At 74.9% G+C, this 18,490-nt stretch carries 13 protein-coding genes and 1 pseudogene; 10 read left to right on the forward strand and 4 right to left on the reverse strand.

What is annotated here, in order from left to right; genetic code table 11:
• Positions 1-75 precede the first annotated feature (75 nt).
• The 10 genes and pseudogenes from glf (at position 76) to ACRYM2_RS11735 (ending at position 11,348) form a co-directional block, all read left to right on the forward strand.
• Entirely contained in the window at positions 76-1,263 is a 1,188-nt protein-coding gene (gene glf, locus ACRYM2_RS11690; RefSeq protein ID WP_432522581.1) for a UDP-galactopyranose mutase, read from the forward strand.
• Entirely contained in the window at positions 1,260-3,296 is a 2,037-nt protein-coding gene (locus ACRYM2_RS11695; RefSeq protein WP_432522548.1) for a glycosyltransferase, read from the forward strand. The genes glf and ACRYM2_RS11695 overlap by 4 nt, the downstream gene beginning before the upstream one ends.
• Entirely contained in the window at positions 3,293-4,198 is a 906-nt protein-coding gene (locus tag ACRYM2_RS11700; RefSeq protein ID WP_432522582.1) for an ABC transporter permease, read from the forward strand. Before ACRYM2_RS11695 ends, ACRYM2_RS11700 begins: the two co-directional genes overlap by 4 nt.
• Positions 4,198-4,971 (forward strand): annotated as a pseudogene (locus ACRYM2_RS11705) (ABC transporter ATP-binding protein); the annotation flags it as partial. The gene ACRYM2_RS11700 and the pseudogene ACRYM2_RS11705, both read left to right, overlap by 1 nt.
• A gap of 128 nt (positions 4,972-5,099) precedes the next feature.
• A complete protein-coding gene (locus tag ACRYM2_RS11710) occupies positions 5,100-6,695 on the forward strand; it encodes a hypothetical protein (RefSeq protein WP_432522550.1) in 1,596 nt (531 codons plus the stop codon).
• Positions 6,692-8,287, forward strand: a complete 1,596-nt coding sequence (locus tag ACRYM2_RS11715; protein ID WP_432522552.1) for a hypothetical protein — start codon at positions 6,692-6,694, stop codon at positions 8,285-8,287. Before ACRYM2_RS11710 ends, ACRYM2_RS11715 begins: the two co-directional genes overlap by 4 nt.
• Positions 8,284-8,826: a phosphatase PAP2 family protein gene (locus ACRYM2_RS11720; protein WP_432522554.1), complete on the forward strand. Its 543-nt coding sequence runs from the start codon at positions 8,284-8,286 to the stop codon at positions 8,824-8,826. Before ACRYM2_RS11715 ends, ACRYM2_RS11720 begins: the two co-directional genes overlap by 4 nt.
• A complete protein-coding gene (locus ACRYM2_RS11725; protein ID WP_432522556.1) occupies positions 8,823-9,749 on the forward strand; it encodes a decaprenyl-phosphate phosphoribosyltransferase in 927 nt (308 codons plus the stop codon). Before ACRYM2_RS11720 ends, ACRYM2_RS11725 begins: the two co-directional genes overlap by 4 nt.
• Complete coding sequence (locus tag ACRYM2_RS11730; protein ID WP_432522558.1) at positions 9,746-10,189, forward strand: GtrA family protein; 444 nt, start codon at positions 9,746-9,748, stop codon at positions 10,187-10,189. Before ACRYM2_RS11725 ends, ACRYM2_RS11730 begins: the two co-directional genes overlap by 4 nt.
• Positions 10,190-10,232: 43 nt before the next feature.
• The gene (locus tag ACRYM2_RS11735) at positions 10,233-11,348 is read left to right on the forward strand and encodes a glycosyltransferase family 87 protein (RefSeq protein ID WP_432522560.1); all 1,116 of its coding nucleotides are present in this window, start codon (positions 10,233-10,235) and stop codon (positions 11,346-11,348) included.
• A 105-nt stretch (positions 11,349-11,453) separates the two neighbouring features.
• On the opposite strand, the gene ACRYM2_RS11740 is transcribed toward ACRYM2_RS11735, so the two are convergent.
• The 4 genes from ACRYM2_RS11740 to ACRYM2_RS11755 form a co-directional block, all read right to left on the reverse strand.
• Complete coding sequence (locus tag ACRYM2_RS11740) at positions 11,454-13,457, reverse strand: SpoIID/LytB domain-containing protein (RefSeq protein ID WP_432522562.1); 2,004 nt, start codon at positions 13,455-13,457, stop codon at positions 11,454-11,456.
• A 39-nt stretch (positions 13,458-13,496) separates the two neighbouring features.
• Positions 13,497-14,723 (reverse strand): LGFP repeat-containing protein, encoded by a 1,227-nt coding sequence (locus tag ACRYM2_RS11745; RefSeq protein WP_432522564.1) that lies wholly within the window; start codon positions 14,721-14,723, stop codon positions 13,497-13,499.
• Between the two features lies 1 nt (position 14,724).
• Positions 14,725-16,803 carry an N-acetylmuramoyl-L-alanine amidase gene (locus ACRYM2_RS11750; protein WP_432522566.1) on the reverse strand — a complete coding sequence of 693 codons (2,079 nt, stop codon included), beginning with the start codon at positions 16,801-16,803 and terminating at the stop codon, positions 14,725-14,727.
• Between the two features lie 391 nt (positions 16,804-17,194).
• On the reverse strand, positions 17,195-18,481 hold the full coding sequence (locus ACRYM2_RS11755; protein ID WP_432522567.1) for a DUF1501 domain-containing protein: 1,287 nt from the start codon (positions 18,479-18,481) through the stop codon (positions 17,195-17,197).
• Positions 18,482-18,490: the final 9 nt, after the last annotated feature.

The following is an 18,490-nucleotide window of genomic DNA, read 5'->3' on the forward strand; positions in this document are numbered from 1 at the left end:
GCCCGTGAACGCGACCGTGCCCCCGCGCGGGACCCCGACGACCCCGTGGACGGAGCGAGCGAGGGTGATCCAGTGGTGAACGTCGACCTCGTCGTCGTCGGGTCCGGCTTCTTCGGGCTGACCGTCGCCCGCCAGTGCGCCGAGGACCTGGGCCTGCGGGTCCTGGTGATCGACCGCCGCGACCACATCGGCGGCAACGCCTACTCGGAGGCGGAGCCGGAGACCGGCATCGAGGTGCACCGCTACGGCGCGCACCTCTTCCACACCTCCAACGAGCGCGTGTGGCAGCACGTCAACCGCTTCACGAGCTTCACGCCCTACGTGCACCGCGTCTTCTCGACGTACCGGGGCGAGGTCTTCTCGATGCCGGTCAACATGCACACGATCAACCAGTACTTCCGCGAGAGCCTCAGCCCGGCGCAGGCGCGCGCGCTCGTGGCAGAGCAGGCCGGCGAGATCGACACCGCCACCGCGGAGAACTTCGAGGACAAGGCGATCTCCCTCATCGGGCGCCCGCTGTACGAGGCGTTCTTCAAGGGCTACACCGCCAAGCAGTGGCAGACCGACCCGCGCGAGCTGCCCGGGGCCACGGTCACCCGCCTGCCGGTGCGCTACACCTACGACAACCGCTACTTCAACGACCGGTACGAGGGGCTGCCCGTCGACGGGTACACCCGCTGGCTGGAGCGGCTGGCCGACCACCCGAACATCGAGGTGCGGCTGCGCACGGACTTCTTCGACGCCTCCCAGGAGGTCTCGAAGGCCAACGTGGTCGGCAACGTGCCGACGATCTACACCGGTCCCGTGGACACCTACTTCGGCGACGCCGAGGGCCGGCTGTCCTGGCGCACCCTGGACTTCGAGCAGGAGGTCCTGCCGGTCGGGGACTTCCAGGGGACGCCGGTCATGAACTACGCCGACGAGGACGTGCCCTACACGCGCATCCACGAGTTCCGGCACTTCCACCCCGAGCGGGACTACCCGAAGGACAAGACCGTGATCATGCGGGAGTTCTCCCGCTTCGCGGCCGAGGGCGACGAGCCCTACTACCCGGTGAACACCCCCGAGGACCGCCAGCGGCTGCTGGCCTACCGCGACCTCGCCTCCCGCGAGCGCGACGTCCTCTTCGGCGGCCGGCTGGGCACCTACAAGTACCTCGACATGCACATGGCCATCGGGGCGGCCCTGTCGATGGTGGACAACAAGCTGACCCCGCACTTCAAGGACGGAGCTCCTCTCGTGGCCGGTGGGGTGGACGCATGAGCACGGACGTCAGCACGGACCTCGGCGCGCGCGTGAGCGCCCTCGGGGCGCTCGCCGGCGGCGGGCTGGCGCCCGACGACGGGCGGTGGCGCGAGGTCCACCGCATCGTCTTCCCGGCCCGCACCGACATCGACGTGCTGCCGCTGTACGTGGACTTCTCGCAGTCCGAGGGCTACGCCTCGGCGGAGTCCGACAGCGTGGAGTTCGTCAACACCGGTGCCGGCGAGTCCGACACCGAGGCGGCCGGCGACCGGCGCAGCGTCAGCGTGCCCGCCGGCAAGCGGTACTCGCTGGGCACCTACTTCAACGCCTTCCCCGCCAGCTACTGGCGGCGCTGGACGCGCGCGGAGCAGGTCCGCTTCACCGGCACGTTCTCCGGCTACGGCACCGTGACGCTGTACAAGTCCAACGCCCGCGGCTCGCGCCAGCGCGTCACCAGCTGGCGCGTGGACGGCGAGGCGCGCCTGAGCGAGGACCTCACCCTGGCCCCGTTCGCCGACGGCGGCTGGTACTGGATCGACCTGGCGGGCGGCTCCGAGGCGCTGACGCTGGTCGAGGCCGCCTGGAGCGCCCCCGTCGCCGACCGCGAGGCGGGCCGGGCGACCATCGGGATCACGACCTTCAACCGCCCCGACTACTGCGTGAAGACGCTGGAGGCGCTGGCCTCCGACGCCTCCGTGCTGGAGGTCCTCGACGAGATCGTCATCGTCGACCAGGGCACCCAGAAGGTGAGCGAGGAGGAGGGCTTCGAGGAGGTCGCGGCCCGCCTCGGCGCGACGCTGCGCATCGTCGAGCAGCCCAACCTCGGCGGCTCCGGCGGCTTCGCCCGCGGCATGTTCGAGACGGTGCTGGCCCGGCGCAGCCGCTACGCGCTGCTGCTGGACGACGACGTCAACATCGAGCCCGAGGGCATCGTGCGCGCCGTGCAGTTCGGCGACGCCTGCCGCAAGCCGACCCTCGTCGGCGGCCACATGTTCGACATGTACGACCGCTCGGTGCTGCACACCATGGGCGAGGCGGTCAACCTCTACCGCTTCTTCTGGGGCCCGGCCCGCGGCCTGTACCACGGCCACAACCTCGCCGCCTCCAATCTGCGGCAGACGCCGTGGATGCACCGGCGCATCGACACCGACTACAACGGCTGGTGGATGTGCCTGATCCCCGTCGAGGTGATCGAGCAGATCGGCCTGGCGCTGCCCGTGTTCATCAAGTGGGACGACGCCGAGTACGGCCTGCGCGCCCTCGAGCACGGCTTCCCCACGGTGTCGCTGCCCGGGGCGTGCGTGTGGCACGTGTCGTGGAACGACAAGGACGACACGATCGACTGGCAGGCGTACTACCACGAGCGCAACCGCTTCCTCGTGGCGCTGCTGTACTCGCCCTACGAGCGCGGCGGCCGGCTGTTCCGCGAGAGCAGCTACACCGACGTCAAGCACCTGATCTCCATGCAGTACTACGCGCAGGCGCTGCGCAACCGCGCCCTGGGCGACCTGCTGGAGGGCCCGGAGCACCTGCACCGCACGCTGGGCAGCACGCTGCCGGCGGTGCGCGCGCTGCGCGCGGAGTACCCGGACGCGCAGGTGGCCACCGAGCCCGACGCCTACCCGACCCCCAAGCGCGGCAAGCCCGCGCACAAGGGCAAGGAGCCGCGCCCGCCGCGCAAGGGGATGCTGCTGCCGTGGGCGGCGCAGGCCGCGCTGCACCAGCTGCGCAAGCCCAAGGCGGAGGCCGCCGAGCGCCCGCAGGCGGTCCTGGCCGCCAGCGAGGGCAAGTGGTGGGAGCTGTCGATGTACGACAGCGCGGTGGTCTCCATGGCCGACGGCAAGGGGGCGGTCTGGTACCGCCGCGACGCCCGCCGCTTCCGCGACCTGATCGCCGAGTCCGCCGACCTGCACCGCCGGATGCTCACCGCCTGGCCGCAGCTGCGCCGCGCCTACAAGGACGCGCTGCCGCGGGTGACCTCGATGCAGGCCTGGGCGCAGACCTTCGGGGTGGACCTGGCCGAACCGGCGGACCGCCGGCCGGAGGGCTGACGCCGGTGTCCGCTGTCGCCACCTCCACCGGAGCAGCGGCACCGCTCGTCGCGCCCGGGCACGGGGCCGGCCTGCTGGACGTCCTGCGCTACCGGTACCTGCTCAAGCTCCTGGTCCGCAAGGAGATGCGGGTCCGCTACCGCGGCTCGGTCATGGGCCTGCTGTGGAGCTACGTCAAGCCGGGCGTGCAGTTCGCGGTCTTCTACTTCGCGATGGGCGAGTTCCTCAAGCTCAACGAGAGCGTGCCCAACTTCGCGGTGTACCTGTTCTCCGGCATCGTCGTGATCAACTTCTACACCGAGGCGTTCGGCAACGCGACGCGCTCGATCGTGGGCAACGCGCCGCTCATCAAGAAGATCTTCCTGCCGCGGGAGCTGTTCTCGGTGAGCTCGGCGTGGGTGGCGGCCATCCACTTCCTGCCCCAGCTGGTGGTGCTGCTGCTCGCCTGCCTGGTCACGGGCTGGCGGCCGCTGCCGCAGCAGCTGGCCGGGGCGCTGCTGGGCTTCGTCATCGTCGCCGTCCTCGCCGTGGGGCTCGGGCTGCTCTTCGGCGCCGTCAACGTGCTCTACCGCGACTTCGAGAACATCGTCGACCTGCTGCTCATGGTCGTCACGTGGACCTCGCCGGTGCTCTACGACTGGCAGAAGGTCGCCGACGCCGTGGGCCGCGACTCGTGGTTCCTCACCCTGTACCAGCTCAACCCCGTGACGGCGGCCGTGGAGCTGTTCCACTGGGCGTTCTGGTACCCGACCGGCGACGTGCGCGCCGCCGAGGTGCCGCCGCAGCTGCCGCCGCACCTGCTGTGGACGGGGCTGTGGGGGCTGCTCATCGCGCTGGCCCTGCTGGCCGCCGGGCAGCTGGTGTTCCGCCGCATCGAAGGCCGCTTCGCGCAGGAGCTGTGATGACCGTGACCTCCACCCCTCTCGACCCCCCGCCCGGCAGCGCCCGCCCGGGGGCCCCCACCGCCATCGAGGTGCACGGGCTGGTCAAGGACTTCACCCTGCGCCACAACCGCTCCCTCAAGGAGCTGGCGATGGCCAAGCTGCGGCGCCGGCCGATCTCCGACACCTTCCGCGCGCTGCACGGGGTCGAGCTGGAGGTCCGCCAGGGCGAGTCGGTGGCGCTGCTGGGCTTCAACGGCTCGGGCAAGTCGACCCTGCTCAAGCTCATCTCCGGGGTCATGCAGCCCGACGCCGGGACCATCGGCGTGCGCGGGAAGATCGCCGGGCTCATCGAGGTGGGCGCCGGCTTCCACCCCGACCTCACCGGCCGCGAGAACGTCTACCTCAACGGCGCGATCCTCGGCATGGACGAGGCCACGATCAACGCCCGCTTCGACGACATCGTCGCCTTCAGCGAGATCGAGCGCTTCATCGACACCGAGGTGAAGTTCTACTCCTCGGGGATGTTCCTACGGCTGGCCTTCGCCGTCGCGGTGCACACCGACCCCGAGGTCTTCCTCATCGACGAGATCCTCTCCGTCGGCGACGAGCCGTTCCAGAAGAAGTGCCTGGCGCGCATCGAGGAGCTGCGCTCCGAGGGGCGCACCCTCGTCATCGTCAGCCACGACCTCGACATGGTCGCCGAGCTGTGCACCCGCGGCGTGCTGCTGGAGCAGGGCCACGTCGTCGCCGACGACACCGCCGTGCGCGTGGTCGGCCGGATGCGCGGCCAGGACCCCGACGAGGCCGAGCGCGAGCACGCCCGCCGGCAGCGCGAGAAGGCCGAGCGCGAGCACGCCCGCGAGCACGGCGCCGGCGAGCACCACGCCGGCCAGCACCACGCCGACGAGCGGCCGCCGGCGTGACCGCCGTGGACGAGCGCCCGCGCACCGCGCCGCCGGCCGCGAGCCGGCTGCGCGCGCTGGCGCCCGCGCTGGCCGTGGGGGTGCTGGCCGCGGCGACCTTCGTGCTGCTGCGCACCGCGCTCGTCGACGACGCCTACATCACGCTGGCCTACGCGCGGAACCTCGCCCTGCACGGCACCTGGGGGCTGCTCTCCGACGTCGAGTCGAACACGGCCACCTCCCCGCTGTGGGTGCTGCTGCTCGCGGCCGTCACCGCGGTCGTGCGCCGCCCCGTCGTGGCGCTGGGGATCCTGCACGTGCTCATCGCCGTCGCCCTGACCCTGGCGCTGACCTCCGCGGCCCGCCGCACGGGCCTGCCCCGCTGGGCCGGGCCGGTCGCCGCCGTCGCGGTGGGCGTCAACCCCCTGCTGCTGAGCTCGGTGGGGCTGGAGTCCGGCTTCCTCGTCCTGCTGCTGGCGCTGCTGCTGCTGGCGGCCGTGCGCGGGCGGGCGCTGGCCTACGGCCTGCTCGCCGGCGCGGTCGTGCTGACCCGCATGGACGCCGGGGTCGTCATCGCCGTCCTCACGCTGCTGACCCCGGCGCTGCTGCGCAGGCTGCACGTCGCGGTCCCCGCGGCCCTGCTGGTCGTGCTGCCGTGGATGGCCTGGAGCTGGTACTCCCTCGGCTCGGCCGTGCCGGACACCGTCGTCATCAAGACGCTGCAGCAGGCGTGGGAGCAGTACGACGTCCGCAACGGCATGCAGCTGTACGTCGAGGTCTACGGCCTGACCGCGGTGCTGGCGTTCCTGCCCGTGGTGCTCGGCGGGCTCGGCTGGCTGGTGCTCGCCGGGTTCGGCTGGAGCGCGCGCACCGCACCGGCCCCCGGCGACCCGGCCCCCGGCGACCCGGCCCCGGCCCCGGCCGGGTCGGTGCAGCCGCTGCGGGTGTGGCCGTGGCTGGCCCTGGGCGTCGCGGGGGTGGCGCACTACGCGGCGCTCAGCGCGCTCGGGGTGCCGCCGTACCACTGGTACTACGCGGTGCTGGTCGCGCTGACGACCTTCGTGGCGGTCGCCGCGCTGGGCGCCTGCTGGCGCGGGGTGCACCTGCGCCCCGTCGGCCTCGGCGCCGCCGCGGCCGCGGCCGTCCTCGTCGTGGCCAGCCTGGGGGTGGACCTGCGCGCGGGCACGCCCTGGCCGCTGGCGCCGATCCAGACGAACTGGGCCGAGTCCGCGCAGTACACGCGGATCGCGCGCGACGTGCAGGGCATCCTGCGCGAGCGCGGCGGTCCGCAGCACGTCACCTCGCCCGGGGAGATCGGCCACCTGGCCTTCGTCTGCGACTGCGTCGTCGACCACTTCGCCGACCCGGCCCGCGTGCAGCCGATGATCGACCAGGTCGAGGCGGAGGCCTCCCCGCTGGGGCGGCGGCTGCTGGAGTGGAACTTCACCCACCGCGACCGCGACGCCGCGCCGGTGCCGGTGGCGGGGGAGCTGTTCCGCTACGACCGCGGCACCCAGCCGCCCGCCGCGCAGGGCCTGCCGACCTGGCCCGTCACCACCACCTGGGACGTGCCGCTCAGCGACATCGTCCTGCAGCCCGTGGGGGGCGCGTGAGCGAGGCGCTGCACGGCGGGCCGGCGGCGGCGGGTGCCGCCGCGGACGGCCCGTCGCGCCCGGCCGCCGCGCCCTCCCCGCGGGCGGCGGGGCCCCGCGCCCTGGCCGGCGCCGTGCTGGCGCCCGCCCTCGTGGGCGCGGTCGCCGTCGGCACCTTCTGGCTCGTGCACGAGGCCCTCGTCGACGACGCCTACATCACCCTCACCTACGCGCGGAACCTCGCCGAGCAGGGGCACTGGGGGCTGCTGTCGGCCGTGCCGTCCAACACGGCGACCTCCCCGGGCTGGGTGCTCCTGCTCGGCGGGGCGGTCGCCCTGGTCGGCTCTCCCGTCGCGGCGCTCGGCGCCTGCCACGTGCTCATCGCCGTCCTGCTCGAGCGCAGCCTGTCCGGTGCGGCCCGCCGCGCCGGGCTGCCGCGGTGGACGGGCCCGCTGGGCGCGCTCGTCGTCGGCACGAACCCGCTGCTGCTGAGCACGGTGGGCCTGGAGACCAACGTCCTGCTGCTGCTGCTCGCGCTGCTGCTGCTCACCGCCCAGGCCGGCCGGCCGGTGCTGCACGGGCTCGTCGCCGGCGCCGTCGTGCTGACGCGCCCGGACGCCGGGGTCGTCGTGGCCGTCGTCGCGCTCGGGGTGCCCGCGGTGCTGCGCCGGCTGCACGTGGTGGTGCCGGTCGCGCTGGCCGTCGTGGTGCCGTGGGCGGTGTGGAGCTGGTACTCCCTCGGCTCCGCGGTCCCCGACACCGTCGTCATCAAGACCGCGGTGAGCAGCTGGGGCCCCTGGGACGTGACCAACGGCTGGCGCTGGTACGTCGACCTCTACGGCGCGAGCGCCGTCGTGGCCTTCCTGCCGGCCGCCGCCGGGATCGCCGGGTGCCTGGTGCTGGCCGTGCTGCGCCTGCGCGCGGCGGAGCCGCGCACGGGGCCGTGGACCGCGCTCGGCGTGGGCGGGGTGCTGCACTGGGTCGCGCTGTCGGTCCTCGGCGTGCCGCCCTTCCACTGGTACTTCGGCGTCGTCGTCGGCCTCGGCGGCGTCACCGCGGCCGCGGCCGCGGGTGCGCTCGCCGCCTCCCGCGCCCGCGCGCACCGCCGCGCGCCGCGGACCGCGCTCGGGGCGCTGGCCGCCGCCGCGGCCCTCGCCGTCGTCGCGCAGGTCGCCGCCTCCGCCGTCCAGGACGTGCGCCAGGGCCGGCCCTGGGTGCTGTCGGCGATCCAGACCAACTACGCCACCCCCGCCCAGTACGCCGCCATCGGCGCCGACCTGGCCGCGATGGACGTCGGCCTCGTCGAGTCGCCCGGCGAGATCGGCCACCTGGCCTTCGCCTGCGACTGCGTCGTCGACGTCTTCGCCGACCCCGCGCGGCTGCGGCCGCTCGTGGAGGCCCAGCGCGAGCGCGCCGACGGGTTCGCCCGCGACGTCCTCGACCTCAACCACCGCCACTACCCGGGAGACCGCGACCCGTTGCCCACCACCGGACGCCTCGCCTACTTCGCCGACGCGGACGTGCCCACCGAGGGCGTCGTCGCCAGCTGGCCCGCCCGCACCGGCCACATCCTCGCCCCCGGGCGCATCGTGCTGCTGGAGGCGGGCCGGTGAGCGGGCAGCCGCGCGCCCTGGAGCGCCTCGCCGCCGCCGACCTGACGCTGCTGCGCGCCGTGCAGGCGCACCTGCACCAGGAGCCGGTGGTCGCCGCGGCCACCGCCCTCTCCCACGCCGGCGAGCACGCCGCCGCCTGGATCGCCGTCGGCTCGGCCGGCGTCGCGCTGGACCGCCGCCGGCGGCGGGAGTGGGCGCTCGCCACGGCGGCCGTCGTCGCCGCGCACGGTGCCAGCGTCGTGCTCAAGCGCGTCGCCCGCCGCCACCGCCCGCTGGACCACCACGTCAGCGTGCGGGTGGGCACCCCCAGCCGGTGGAGCATGCCCAGCTCGCACGCCACCTCCACGACGGCCGCGGCGATCGCCTTCGCCCCGCTGCTGCCCGTGCCCACCTGGCCGCTGGTGCCGGCGATGGCGCTCTCCCGCCTCGTGCTGGGCGTGCACTACCCCGGCGACGTCACCGCCGGGGCGCTGCTGGGGGCGGCGACGACCGCCGCGGTGCGCGGGGCCGCGCGCGCGGGCACCCGGACGCCCTCGTGAGCCGGACCCGGGAGCAGCCGGTGACCCCGCCCTCGTCCACCCCCGCCGCCCGCCGCGCCGCGCTGCCCGCGTGGCTGCGGGCGATGCGCCCGCGCCAGTGGGTCAAGAACGTCCTCGTCCTCGCCCCGGTCTTCCCGGCGGGCGAGCAGGTCGGCCTGGACACCCTGCTGGGCGTCGCGGTGGCCTTCGCGCTGTTCTGCCTGGTCTCCAGCTCGATCTACCTCGTCAACGACGCCCGGGACGTCGAGGCCGACCGGGCCCACCCGCGCAAGCGGTTCCGGCCCATCGCCGCCGGTGAGCTCGGCGTGCGCGCGGCCGTCGCGCTGGCCGTCGTCCTGGCCGTCGTCGGCATCGGGACGGGGCTGTGGTGGCAGCCCGCGCTCGGCGTCGTCCTGGCCGTCTACTTCGCCGTCCAGCTCGGCTACTGCTTCGGCCTCAAGCACGAGCCCGTCCTGGAGCTGGGCTGCGTGGCCTCCGGCTTCCTGCTGCGCATGCTCGCCGGCGGCACCGCCGGCGGCATCCCGCTGTCGGGGTGGTTCCTGCTGACGGCGGCGTTCGGGTCGCTGTTCATGGCGGCCGGCAAGCGCTACGGCGAGGCGCGGCGCGGCGAGCTGACCGGGGAGCCGGTCCGCCGCGTCGTGCAGAAGTACTCCACGAGCTACCTGCGCTTCGTGTGGACGCTGGCGGCCACGGTCGTCGTGACCACGTACGCGCTGTGGGCGGTGGAGGTCCTCGTCGTGCAGACCGGCACGATGCTCGCCACGACGACCATCGTCCCCTTCGTCCTGGCGGTGCTGCGCTACGCCGTCGACGTCGACCGCGGCAACGCCGAGGAGCCTGAGGAGATCGCGCTGCACGACCGGGTGCTGCTGGCGCTCGCGCTGCTGTGGTGCGCCTCGCTGCTGCTGGCGGTGTGGCTGTGAGCGGGCGGCTGACCACCGCGCTGGCGCACGAGCGGGTGCGCGAGGTGGGGCGCTTCCTCGTCAGCGGCGGCATCGCCTACCTGGCCGACCTGGCGGTCTTCAACCTCCTGCTCTTCTCCGGCGTCGGGTCGCTGACCTCCAAGGTCGTCTCCAGCGTCATCGCCATCGCCATCGCCTTCCTCGGCAGCCGCTACTACACCTGGCGCGACCGCCGCAGCGAGCACCCTGGCCGCGAGTACGCGATGTTCTTCCTGCTGAGCGTGATCGCCGCGGGGCTGCAGCTGCTGTGCCTGGCGATCACCCACCACGGCCTCGGCTGGACCTCGCCGCTGGCGGACAACCTCTCCGGCAACGTGGTGGGGATGGCGATCGCCATGGTCTTCCGGTTCGTCACCTTCCGGACCCTCGTCTTCCCGGACCGCTCCGCGACCGGTGCCTGAGCACCACCGCCCGCACGGCCCGCGCCCGGCACCCGCTCCGGCCGTGGCGGTGCCCCTGCTGCTGGGGGCGCTGGCGGCGGTCGTGCTGGTGGCCAGCGGGCTGGGGCAGCAGCCCTGGCAGCCGGGCTACGACCTCGCCGTCTACCGCGACGGGGCCCGCGACCTGCTGGCCGGGCGGGACGTCTACCTGCGCGAGACCTGGCGCGGGCACTGGTTCGTCTACCCGCCGCTGGCGGCCGTGCTGTTCCTGCCGCTGCTGCTGCTGCCCGCGGCGGTGGACCTGCTGCTGTGGGACGCGCTGCTGCTGGCGCTCACGGCGTGGGCGGCGGTGCGGGTGCTGCGCGCGGCGGGCGCCCCGGCGCTGCTCGTGGGCTGCGGGGCGGGTGCGGTGCTGCTCAGCGACCCCTTCCGCGAGGCGCTGGTGCTGGGGCAGGTCAGCCCGCTGGTCGTCACCGCCCTCGTCGTCGGCTGCCTGCACGGCGGGCGCGGCGGGGCGGTGCTGGCCGCGCTGGCGGGTGCGGTGAAGGTGACGCCCGCGCTCGTGGTCGCCGCGGTGCTCAACGGCCCGGCGCGGCGGCGGTTCGCGCTGCCCGTCGTCGCGGTGGGGGCGGGGGCCACGCTGCTCGGCGCGCTGGCCGCCCCCGCCTCGGCGCGCAGCTACTTCACCGACCTGCTGTGGAACTCCGCCCGCGTCGCCGCGCCCGGGACGACGAGCAACAACTCCCTGGCGGGGGCGTTCGCGCACGCGGGTCTCGCGGACGCGGCGGCGGGTGCGCTGGGCCTGGTGTGCGCGCTGCCGCTGCTGGCCCTCGTCGCGCTCGCCGCGCGCCGCTGCGACTGGGCGCAGCGGGCGCACCGGCTGCGCTTCGGGCTGCTCGTCAGCCTGGTGACGTGCCTGGTCTCGCCGGTGACGTGGTCGCACCACGCCCTCGCCGCACCGCTGGCCGCGGGAGTCCTGCTGGCCGGCCGGCGGCGGTGGCGCGTCGTGCCCGCGGCGCTGGCGGGGGTGCCGTGGCTGCTGCCGGTGCTGCAGGCCGCCGACGCGCTCGGCGGGGCGGGCGGGGCGCTGCTCGCGCAGGCCCGGCCGCTGTCGCTGCTCGTGCTCACCGCGCTGCTGGCCGCGCCCCTGCTGCGCGGTGCCCCCCGCTCCTCCCGGTGAGGTTCCCCACCGTCCCCGCCGTCCCCGTGGTGATCTCGCTCCGGCGCAGAGCGCCAGCTCCAGGTGTCACGTGCGAGATCACCGCGGGGAGGGGGGAGGGGTGCGTCAGCTGCGGGTGATCGCCCCGGTGGCGGGGTTCCAGGTGAGGGTGCCGCCCTGGAAGCGCTGCACGAGGACGCCGCCGACCCAGGTCTCGTCGGTCGTCGGGAAGCCCAGCGCGCCGTTCTCCCAGCCCTGCGCGCCCCAGGTGTCCAGCAGCCCGCCGCGCACGGCGTGCGCGCCGGTGGCGGGCGAGGAGTAGATCGAGCCGCCCTGGAAGCGGGTGTAGGAGCCCTTGCCGTTCGGGGTGCGCACGTCCCCGGTGGCGGGGAAGCCCAGCGGGCCGTTCTCCCAGCCCAGCTGCGCCCAGCGCTCGCGGATCGCCCCGCGCACCTCGCGGGCGCCGGTGGCCGGCGACCAGTAGACCGAGCCGCCCTGGAAGTGGGTGTAGTAGCCGACGCCGTTGGGGGTGCGCACGTCCCCGGTGGTCGGGAAGCCGAGCCCCCGCTCCCAGCCCAGCTGTGCCCAGCGCTCGCGGATCGCCCCGCGCACCTCGCGGGCGCCGGTGGCCGGCGACCAGTAGACCGAGCCGTTCTCGAAGTGGGTGTAGAACCCCGAGCCGTCCGGGGTGCGGCTGTCACCGCCGGTGGGGAAGCCCAGGCCGTTCTCCCAGCCCAGCTGCGCCCAGCGCTCGCGGATCGCCCCGCGCACGTCGTGGGCGCCGGCGGCCGAGGCGTAGATCGAGCCGCCCTGGAAGTGCTGGTAGCTGCCGCGGCCGTTCGGGGTGCCCAGCTCGCCGCTGGTGGCCGCGCCCAGCGGGCCCCCGGTGCCGCCCAGGCGCTGGTGGGCGAGCTGGACGGCGCTGACGATGCCGACGAAGTCCGAGCGCAGCCCGCCGAGCTGGCGCAGCTTCGTGCCGGTGACCTCGACCGTGCCGTTGGTGCACAGCAGCTTCGCGGTCCTGACGCGGCCGCCGAAGTCGCCGCGGCCGTCGCGGCCGGTGACGACGATCCCGGTGGCCGCGCCGCCGGGGGCGCACCCGCCGTCGAACGTCGACGCCGCGACGGTCGCGGTCCACGAGGCCACCGGGTCGCCGGCGACCGCCCGGCCGGGTGCGGAGAACGGGTCCTCCTTGGCCACGAGGTACGGCTTGGAGCCGGCCACGCTCCAGCCGCCGTTGGAGGAGGAGAACTGGGTGAAGGCGACCTCGCCGCCGTGGGCGCGGATCTCCCCGGCCGTCGCGGCGATGGCGGCGTTGGTCGAGGCGGGCGTCGTCCAGGTCGTGCGCCCGGCGGCGTCGCGGCTCTCGGCGCCGCGGTAGACCTGGCAGGCGGTGGTGTCGCAGATGTCGGTCTGCGCCTGGGCGCGCAGCACCGACAGCGCGTAGCTGCGAGCCGCGACGGACTGCGCCTTGAGCGCCTCGGCGTTCCACGACGACGGCGACTCGGCGGGGACGACCCCGCGCAGGTAGGTCTCCAGCGGGACGTCGTTGACGACGGTGAGGTTCGGGCTGCCGGGCACGATCCGCACGGTGCCCTCGTAGCGCACCGAGGTGCCGTCGGCCTTGACGAGCAGGACGCCGTCGGGGCCGCTGACGGTCACGGCGCCGCCCCAGTTCTCCTGCCAGGCGCCGCCGACCCCGGCGGCCAGCCCCGCACCGGCGCCGGTGACGACCAGGCGCTGCCCGGGGTTCAGCTTCTGCCCGCTCGTCGACAGCGACAGCGCGGCGCCCGTGGGGGCGGCGACGGTGACGGCGGGGGCGGTGAAGGCGGTCAGCCCGACGCGCAGCGTCCGGTTCTCCCGGGTGGCCACGGCGGTGCCCGGGTAGTAGAAGTCCAGGATCGCCCGGTAGCCCTGCCCGGCGACGGCGCGCGACTGCGCGCCCCACTGCGACATGCCGATGCCGTGCCCGTAGCCGTGGCCGACGAAGGTGAAGGAGCCGCCGACGGCGGGGCGGACCTCGTCGGCGGACGCCGGGGCGGCGGTCAGCGTGCCGGCGGCCAGCGCGGCGGCGGTGCCGGCGACCAGGCCGGTGGTGAGGCGGAGGAGGCGGGAGCGGGAGCGGGCCATGGTTCTCTCCTGGTCGGCGGTGATCAGCGGTTCAGCGGTTCAGCGGTTCAGCGAGACGGTGGTCGTGCGGGCGGTGGAGCTCCAGGTGATCGAGCCGCCCTGGAAGTCCAGCCGCAGCCCGCCGGGGACGGGGCGCTCGTCGGCGACCGGGAAGCCCAGCGGGCCGTTCTCCCAGCCGCCGGCGGCCCAGCGGTCGCGCAGCGCGCCGCGCACGGCGTGCGCGCCGGTCGCCGGCGACCAGTACACCGATCCTCCCTCGAAGTGCGTGTAGGCACCGGGTTTCGCCGGAGTCCGCTCGTCCCCGGTGGTGGGGAAGCCGAGGCCGTCCTCCCAGCCCAGCTGCGCCCAGCGGTCGCGGATCGCCCCGCGCACCTCGCGGGCGCCGGTGGCCGGCGACCAGTAGACCGAGCCGCCCTGGAAGTGGTTGAAGGCGCCGGGGCGGCGGGGGGTGGGGACCTCGTCGGTGAGCGGCAGGCCGAGGGCGGCCGTCCCGCCGAGGGCGTGGAAGCGCGCGCCGATGAGCCCGTGCACCTCGCGCACCGGGGTGGTGGGCGAGGAGTAGACGCTGCCGGAGCGGTAGTCGCGGCGGCTGACGCCGCTGGAGGTCGTCGTGCGCGCTCCGCCGGCCTCCGGGCCGAGCACGGAGCGCGTCCCGCCGAGCGCGAGCCAGTGCCCGACCAGCGGGTCGGTCGTCCCCGTCCACCAGGAGGTCTCGCGCGCCGCGCCGGAGAAGGACAGCGACACGTGGACGTGGTCGGTGTGCGGGTCGGGGCCGGTGTACGGCTGCCAGCCGTCGCCGGGGCGGTAGGCCTTCCAGACCTGACCGTTCCAGATCACGTACATGACGCCGAGCCGGCGGGCGGCGGCCGCCGGGTTCCCGCGGGCGTCGGGGGCCAGCAGCCAGTCGGTGAACTCGCGGGCGAGCGCGGCCTGGGCGGGGTCCGCCGCGTCGAGCACCCAGTCCAGCGCCCGGCCCTCGTGGTGCTCGGAGGTGGGCACGCCGCCGACCGGGCAGGTGCGGGCGGTGCCGACGCTCTGCCGGCCCCAGGTGTCCAGGACCAGCTGCCGCAGCGCCAGGGTCCCCGGCTGCGGTGCGGCGCAGCCGACGGGTGCCTGGTAGCGCGCGAAGGCGTCGACGTCCGCCGGCAGCCCGGCGGGCGGGCGCGGCGCCGCGGCGGTGGCCGCGGGCAGGGTTCCGGTGACCGTCAGCGCCGCGGCCGCGACGGCGACCGCGAGGGCGCGCAGGGCGCTGCGCCGACGGCCCACGTCAGTTCCTCTTCGCCGTGATCTTGCCGGTGGACCGGCTCCAGGTGAGCGTCCCGCCCTGGAAGTCCACGCGCATCCCGCCCTCGACGGCGTACTCGTCCTTGGTGGGGAAGCCGAGCCAGGAGTTCTCCCAGCCCATCGACGCCCAGGTGTCGCGGAACCCGCCGCGGACCGCGTGGGCGCCGGTGGCGGCCGACCAGTAGATCGATCCGCCCTGGAAGTGGGTGTACCAGCCCTTGCCGTTCGGGGTGGGGGTGTCGTCGGTGGTGGGGAAGCCCATGCCGCCGCGCTCCCAGCCCATCGCGGCCCAGCGGTCGCGGATGGCGCCGCCGGTGAAGTGCGCACCGCTGGCGGGGGAGTAGTAGATCGATCCGCCCTGGAAGTGGGTGAACCAGCCGCCGAGGGCCCGGGAGTCCCCGGTCACCGGGAAACCGGCGCGCCCGCCCTCCCAGCCCATCGACGCCCACTTCTCGCGGATCGCGCCGCGCACCTCGTGGGCGCCGGTGGCCGGCGACCAGTAGATCGACCCGCCCTGGAAGTGGTTGTAGAACCCGCCCTTGGCCGGGGAGTCGTCGGTCGTGGGGAAGCCCATGCCGGTCTCCCAGCCGAGGCGGCCGTACTGCTCCAGGATCGCGCCGCGCACGGTGTGCGCGCCGGTGGCCGCCGAGGCGTAGATCGCGCCGCCGGTGAAGAACCGGTAGGTGCCGTTGCCGGCGGGGGTCGTGCTCTCCGCGGTCGTCGGTCCTCCCAGGGTGCCGGCGCCGCCACCGAGGGCGGCGTACTTGGCGTCGATCGCCGTCGAGGGCGCGGAACCCATGATCTGCACGACGCGGTCGCGGATCCAGCCCATCTTGGTGAACCCGACGTTGCCGGGGCACGCCGTGAACCCGACGTCGCGGTGGGCGTTGACCGTCCGCAGCTTCACGGTGGTGCCCGCGGCGTAGCGGGCCGTGCCGCCACCGGCGCTGGTCAGCCACGCCGCGCCGTCGGCGGGCAGGGCGTACATCGACAGCTTCCAGGCGATGACGCGGGCGACGGACTCCAGGCAGGCGGCGCTGGGGGCGACCGAGGTGAAGTCGCCCATCATCGACACCCCGAAGGTGTCGGTGTTGAACCCGCCCGCGTGGGCGCCGACGACCGGCTTGGTGATGCCGCCGGCGCGGCCCTCCCAGATGCCGCCGAAGCGGTCGACGACGAAGTTGTAGCCGAGGTCGGACCAGCCCAGCGAGACCGTGTGGTAGCGGTACATGCCGCGGATGACGGAGGGGACCTCGGCGGCCGAGTAGCTGCCGCCGTCGGCGGTGTGGTGCACGACGGCGGCCTTGATGGTGCCGCTGTAGCCCACGCCGCCGCGGCGCAGCGACTCGTCGGCACCCCACTCGGCGCGCGAGCGGATCGTCGGCTGCGGGACGGAGCGGGCGGCGGCGGCCAGCGTCGAGCGGGCGCCCCGGGCGGAGCCGGCGGGGTCGGCCGCGGCGGGGGAGCCGGTGAGCGCGGCGGCGGCCAGGGCGCTCAGCGCGCTGCTGGTGCCGGCGTCGACGAGCTGCAGCCGGGCGGCGGCGACGTCGGCGCGCGGCAGGCGGACCTGCACGGTGGCGCTCGCACCCAGCGCGCCGACCCACAGCGGGTCGGAGCCGGTCACGGCGCCGCGGGCCTCGCTGGTGCCGGGGTCGGGCTCGGAGTCGTGCAGCGCCAGCTCGGTCCACGCGCCCCAGTCCCCGCCGTCGCGGCGCACCCGCACCGCGACGGTGTCGGCGGAGGTGCCGGTGGGGAAGGTGACGCCGACCATGTGCCCGCCGCCGACCTCGACGGTGACGACCGCGAGGTCGGCCGCGGAGCGCAGCGAGCGCAGGCCGGTGGCGGGTGCGGCGGCGTCGGTGGCGGCGGCCTGCAGCGGGTGCTCGGCCAGCGCGTACGCCTGGGTGGACCCCGCGACCTGCAGGGCACCGGACAGCGCCGAGGCCGCGGCCCCCTCCCGGGTGCAGACGAGGGCGGCGCCGACGACACCGGCGCCGACGGCACCGGACAGCAGGGTGCGGCGGGAGACGCTCGTGGGCGCAGGGGCAGTGCGGGACCGCATCAGGCCTCGTTCCTCCTTCTGGCGGTGGCGGCAGCCACCCGGGGTCACACCCACACGGGTGCACGCTCGGTACCGGCATCGGCGCAGCAGTGCCGGAGCTTGAGCGTGTCGCTACCGTCCTGCAGCGACTTCGTCACGCAAAGTAGGTGACGATGCCCGTGGTGTACAAGGTGCAGGAGTGCACGATGCGGTAACGCCACTGTGGTCACTCGTGCACTCTAAGTCACAACTGTCCGTCTGACGGGGCTGCAGCGCGCCCGATCCCGTGATCGTCGAGCTGTTGCGGAGCCCCGGGACGACGACGCCCCCCGAACCCGCAGCGGGCTCGGAGGGCGTCGTCAGCAGGCGTCCAGGCGGTTCTCAGCCCCGCGCTGGTGACTGTGCGTAGTCGTCAGCGCGGACGGACCACGCCCAGGTGGCCACCGCCGAAGCCGGGGAAGATCGAGGACAGCGACCCGGCCCCGCACCGCTTCTGCAGCACCTCGCCGATGATCGAGCGGTAGTCCGTCGTGCCGGCCAGGTCGCCGTCCACGAGGCGCTCCGGCGCCAGGCCCGGCCAGGCGCCGTGCACCCGGCCGCCGACGACCCCGCCGCCCAGCAGCAGCACGGCGTTGCCGTGCCCGTGGTCCAGGCCGCCCGAGGCGTTCTCCGCCACCCGGCGGCCGAACTCCGAGAGCGTCACCAGCGTCGTGGAGGCGAAGGAGGCGCCCAGGTCGGTCGCGAAGGCCGCCAGCGCGTTCGACAGCTCGGTGAGCTTGTCGCGCATCCAGCCGCCGTCGGCGCGGCCCAGGCCCGCGTGCATGTCCCAGTCGCCGTAGTCCAGGGCGATCACCTGCACCGGTGCGCCCGACTTCTTCAGCACCGCCGCCTGCCGCAGCGCCCTGCCGAGGTCGGTGGCGGGGTAGACCGCGCCACCCGCCGGGCCGGTCGCCGTGCCGCTGAGCCGGGCCACGTCCTCCATCGCCGTCAGCAGCGTGCCCGCCGGCTGCGCGACCTCCGGGCGGGCGCCGGTGTGCATGCGGCGCAGCACGGCGTGCCACTTCGCCCGGTCGTCACCGGGGCCGATGAGCGAGAAGCCCTCCAGCGAGGACATCGTCGTCTCCGTGGCGGGACCGGAGAACGCCATCGGCTGCGAGGTGCCGATGCCCACCCCGTTGAGCACCGACCCGGTGCCCAGCGAGCCGATGGTCCGGTCGATCCAGCCGGTGCGCACCGAGGTGCCCGGAGCGGCCAGCTCCATGCGCTCCATCGCCGCGAAGTGCGAGCGCGTCGGGTCGGCCTGGCCGACCGCGTGCACGACGCCGAAGGTGCCGTTGCGCCACAGCGGCATCAACGGGGCCATCGCCGGGTGCAGGCCGAAGGTCTGGTCCAGCCCCAGCAGCGTCGAGCGCGGCACCGCGATGTTCGGGCGGGCCGCGTAGTAGGCGCCGTCGGCGGCCGGCACGACCGCCGACAGGCCGTCGAAGCCGCCGTGCAGGCTCAGCACGACGAGGGTCTCGCCGTTCCAGCCGGTCCCCGCGAAGGAGACCTGCGTCGAGACGTCGCCGACGGCGTAGGAGGTCGCGCCGGCGGCCGCGGCGGCCAGCGCCGCGCGCAGGACCGAGCGCCGCGACAGCAGCTTCGAGCCCTCGTCGCAGCCGCAGCGGGGGTCCGAGGGGTTCGTTCCGGGGTTCGTCACGCGGACCTC

This window comes from Kineococcus aridisoli (assembly GCF_050871885.1).
GTDB lineage: Bacteria > Actinomycetota > Actinomycetes > Actinomycetales > Kineococcaceae > Kineococcus.

Excerpts from the sequence above, each read along its gene's own strand:
- ACRYM2_RS11695 (WP_432522548.1), top strand. The coding sequence starts at position 1,260 with ATGAGCACGGACGTCAGCACGGACCTCGGCGCGCGCGTGAGCGCCCTC.
- ACRYM2_RS11740 (WP_432522562.1), bottom strand. The coding sequence starts at position 13,457 with ATGGCCCGCTCCCGCTCCCGCCTCCTCCGCCTCACCACCGGCCTGGTC.
- ACRYM2_RS11750 (WP_432522566.1), bottom strand. The coding sequence starts at position 16,803 with ATGCGGTCCCGCACTGCCCCTGCGCCCACGAGCGTCTCCCGCCGCACC.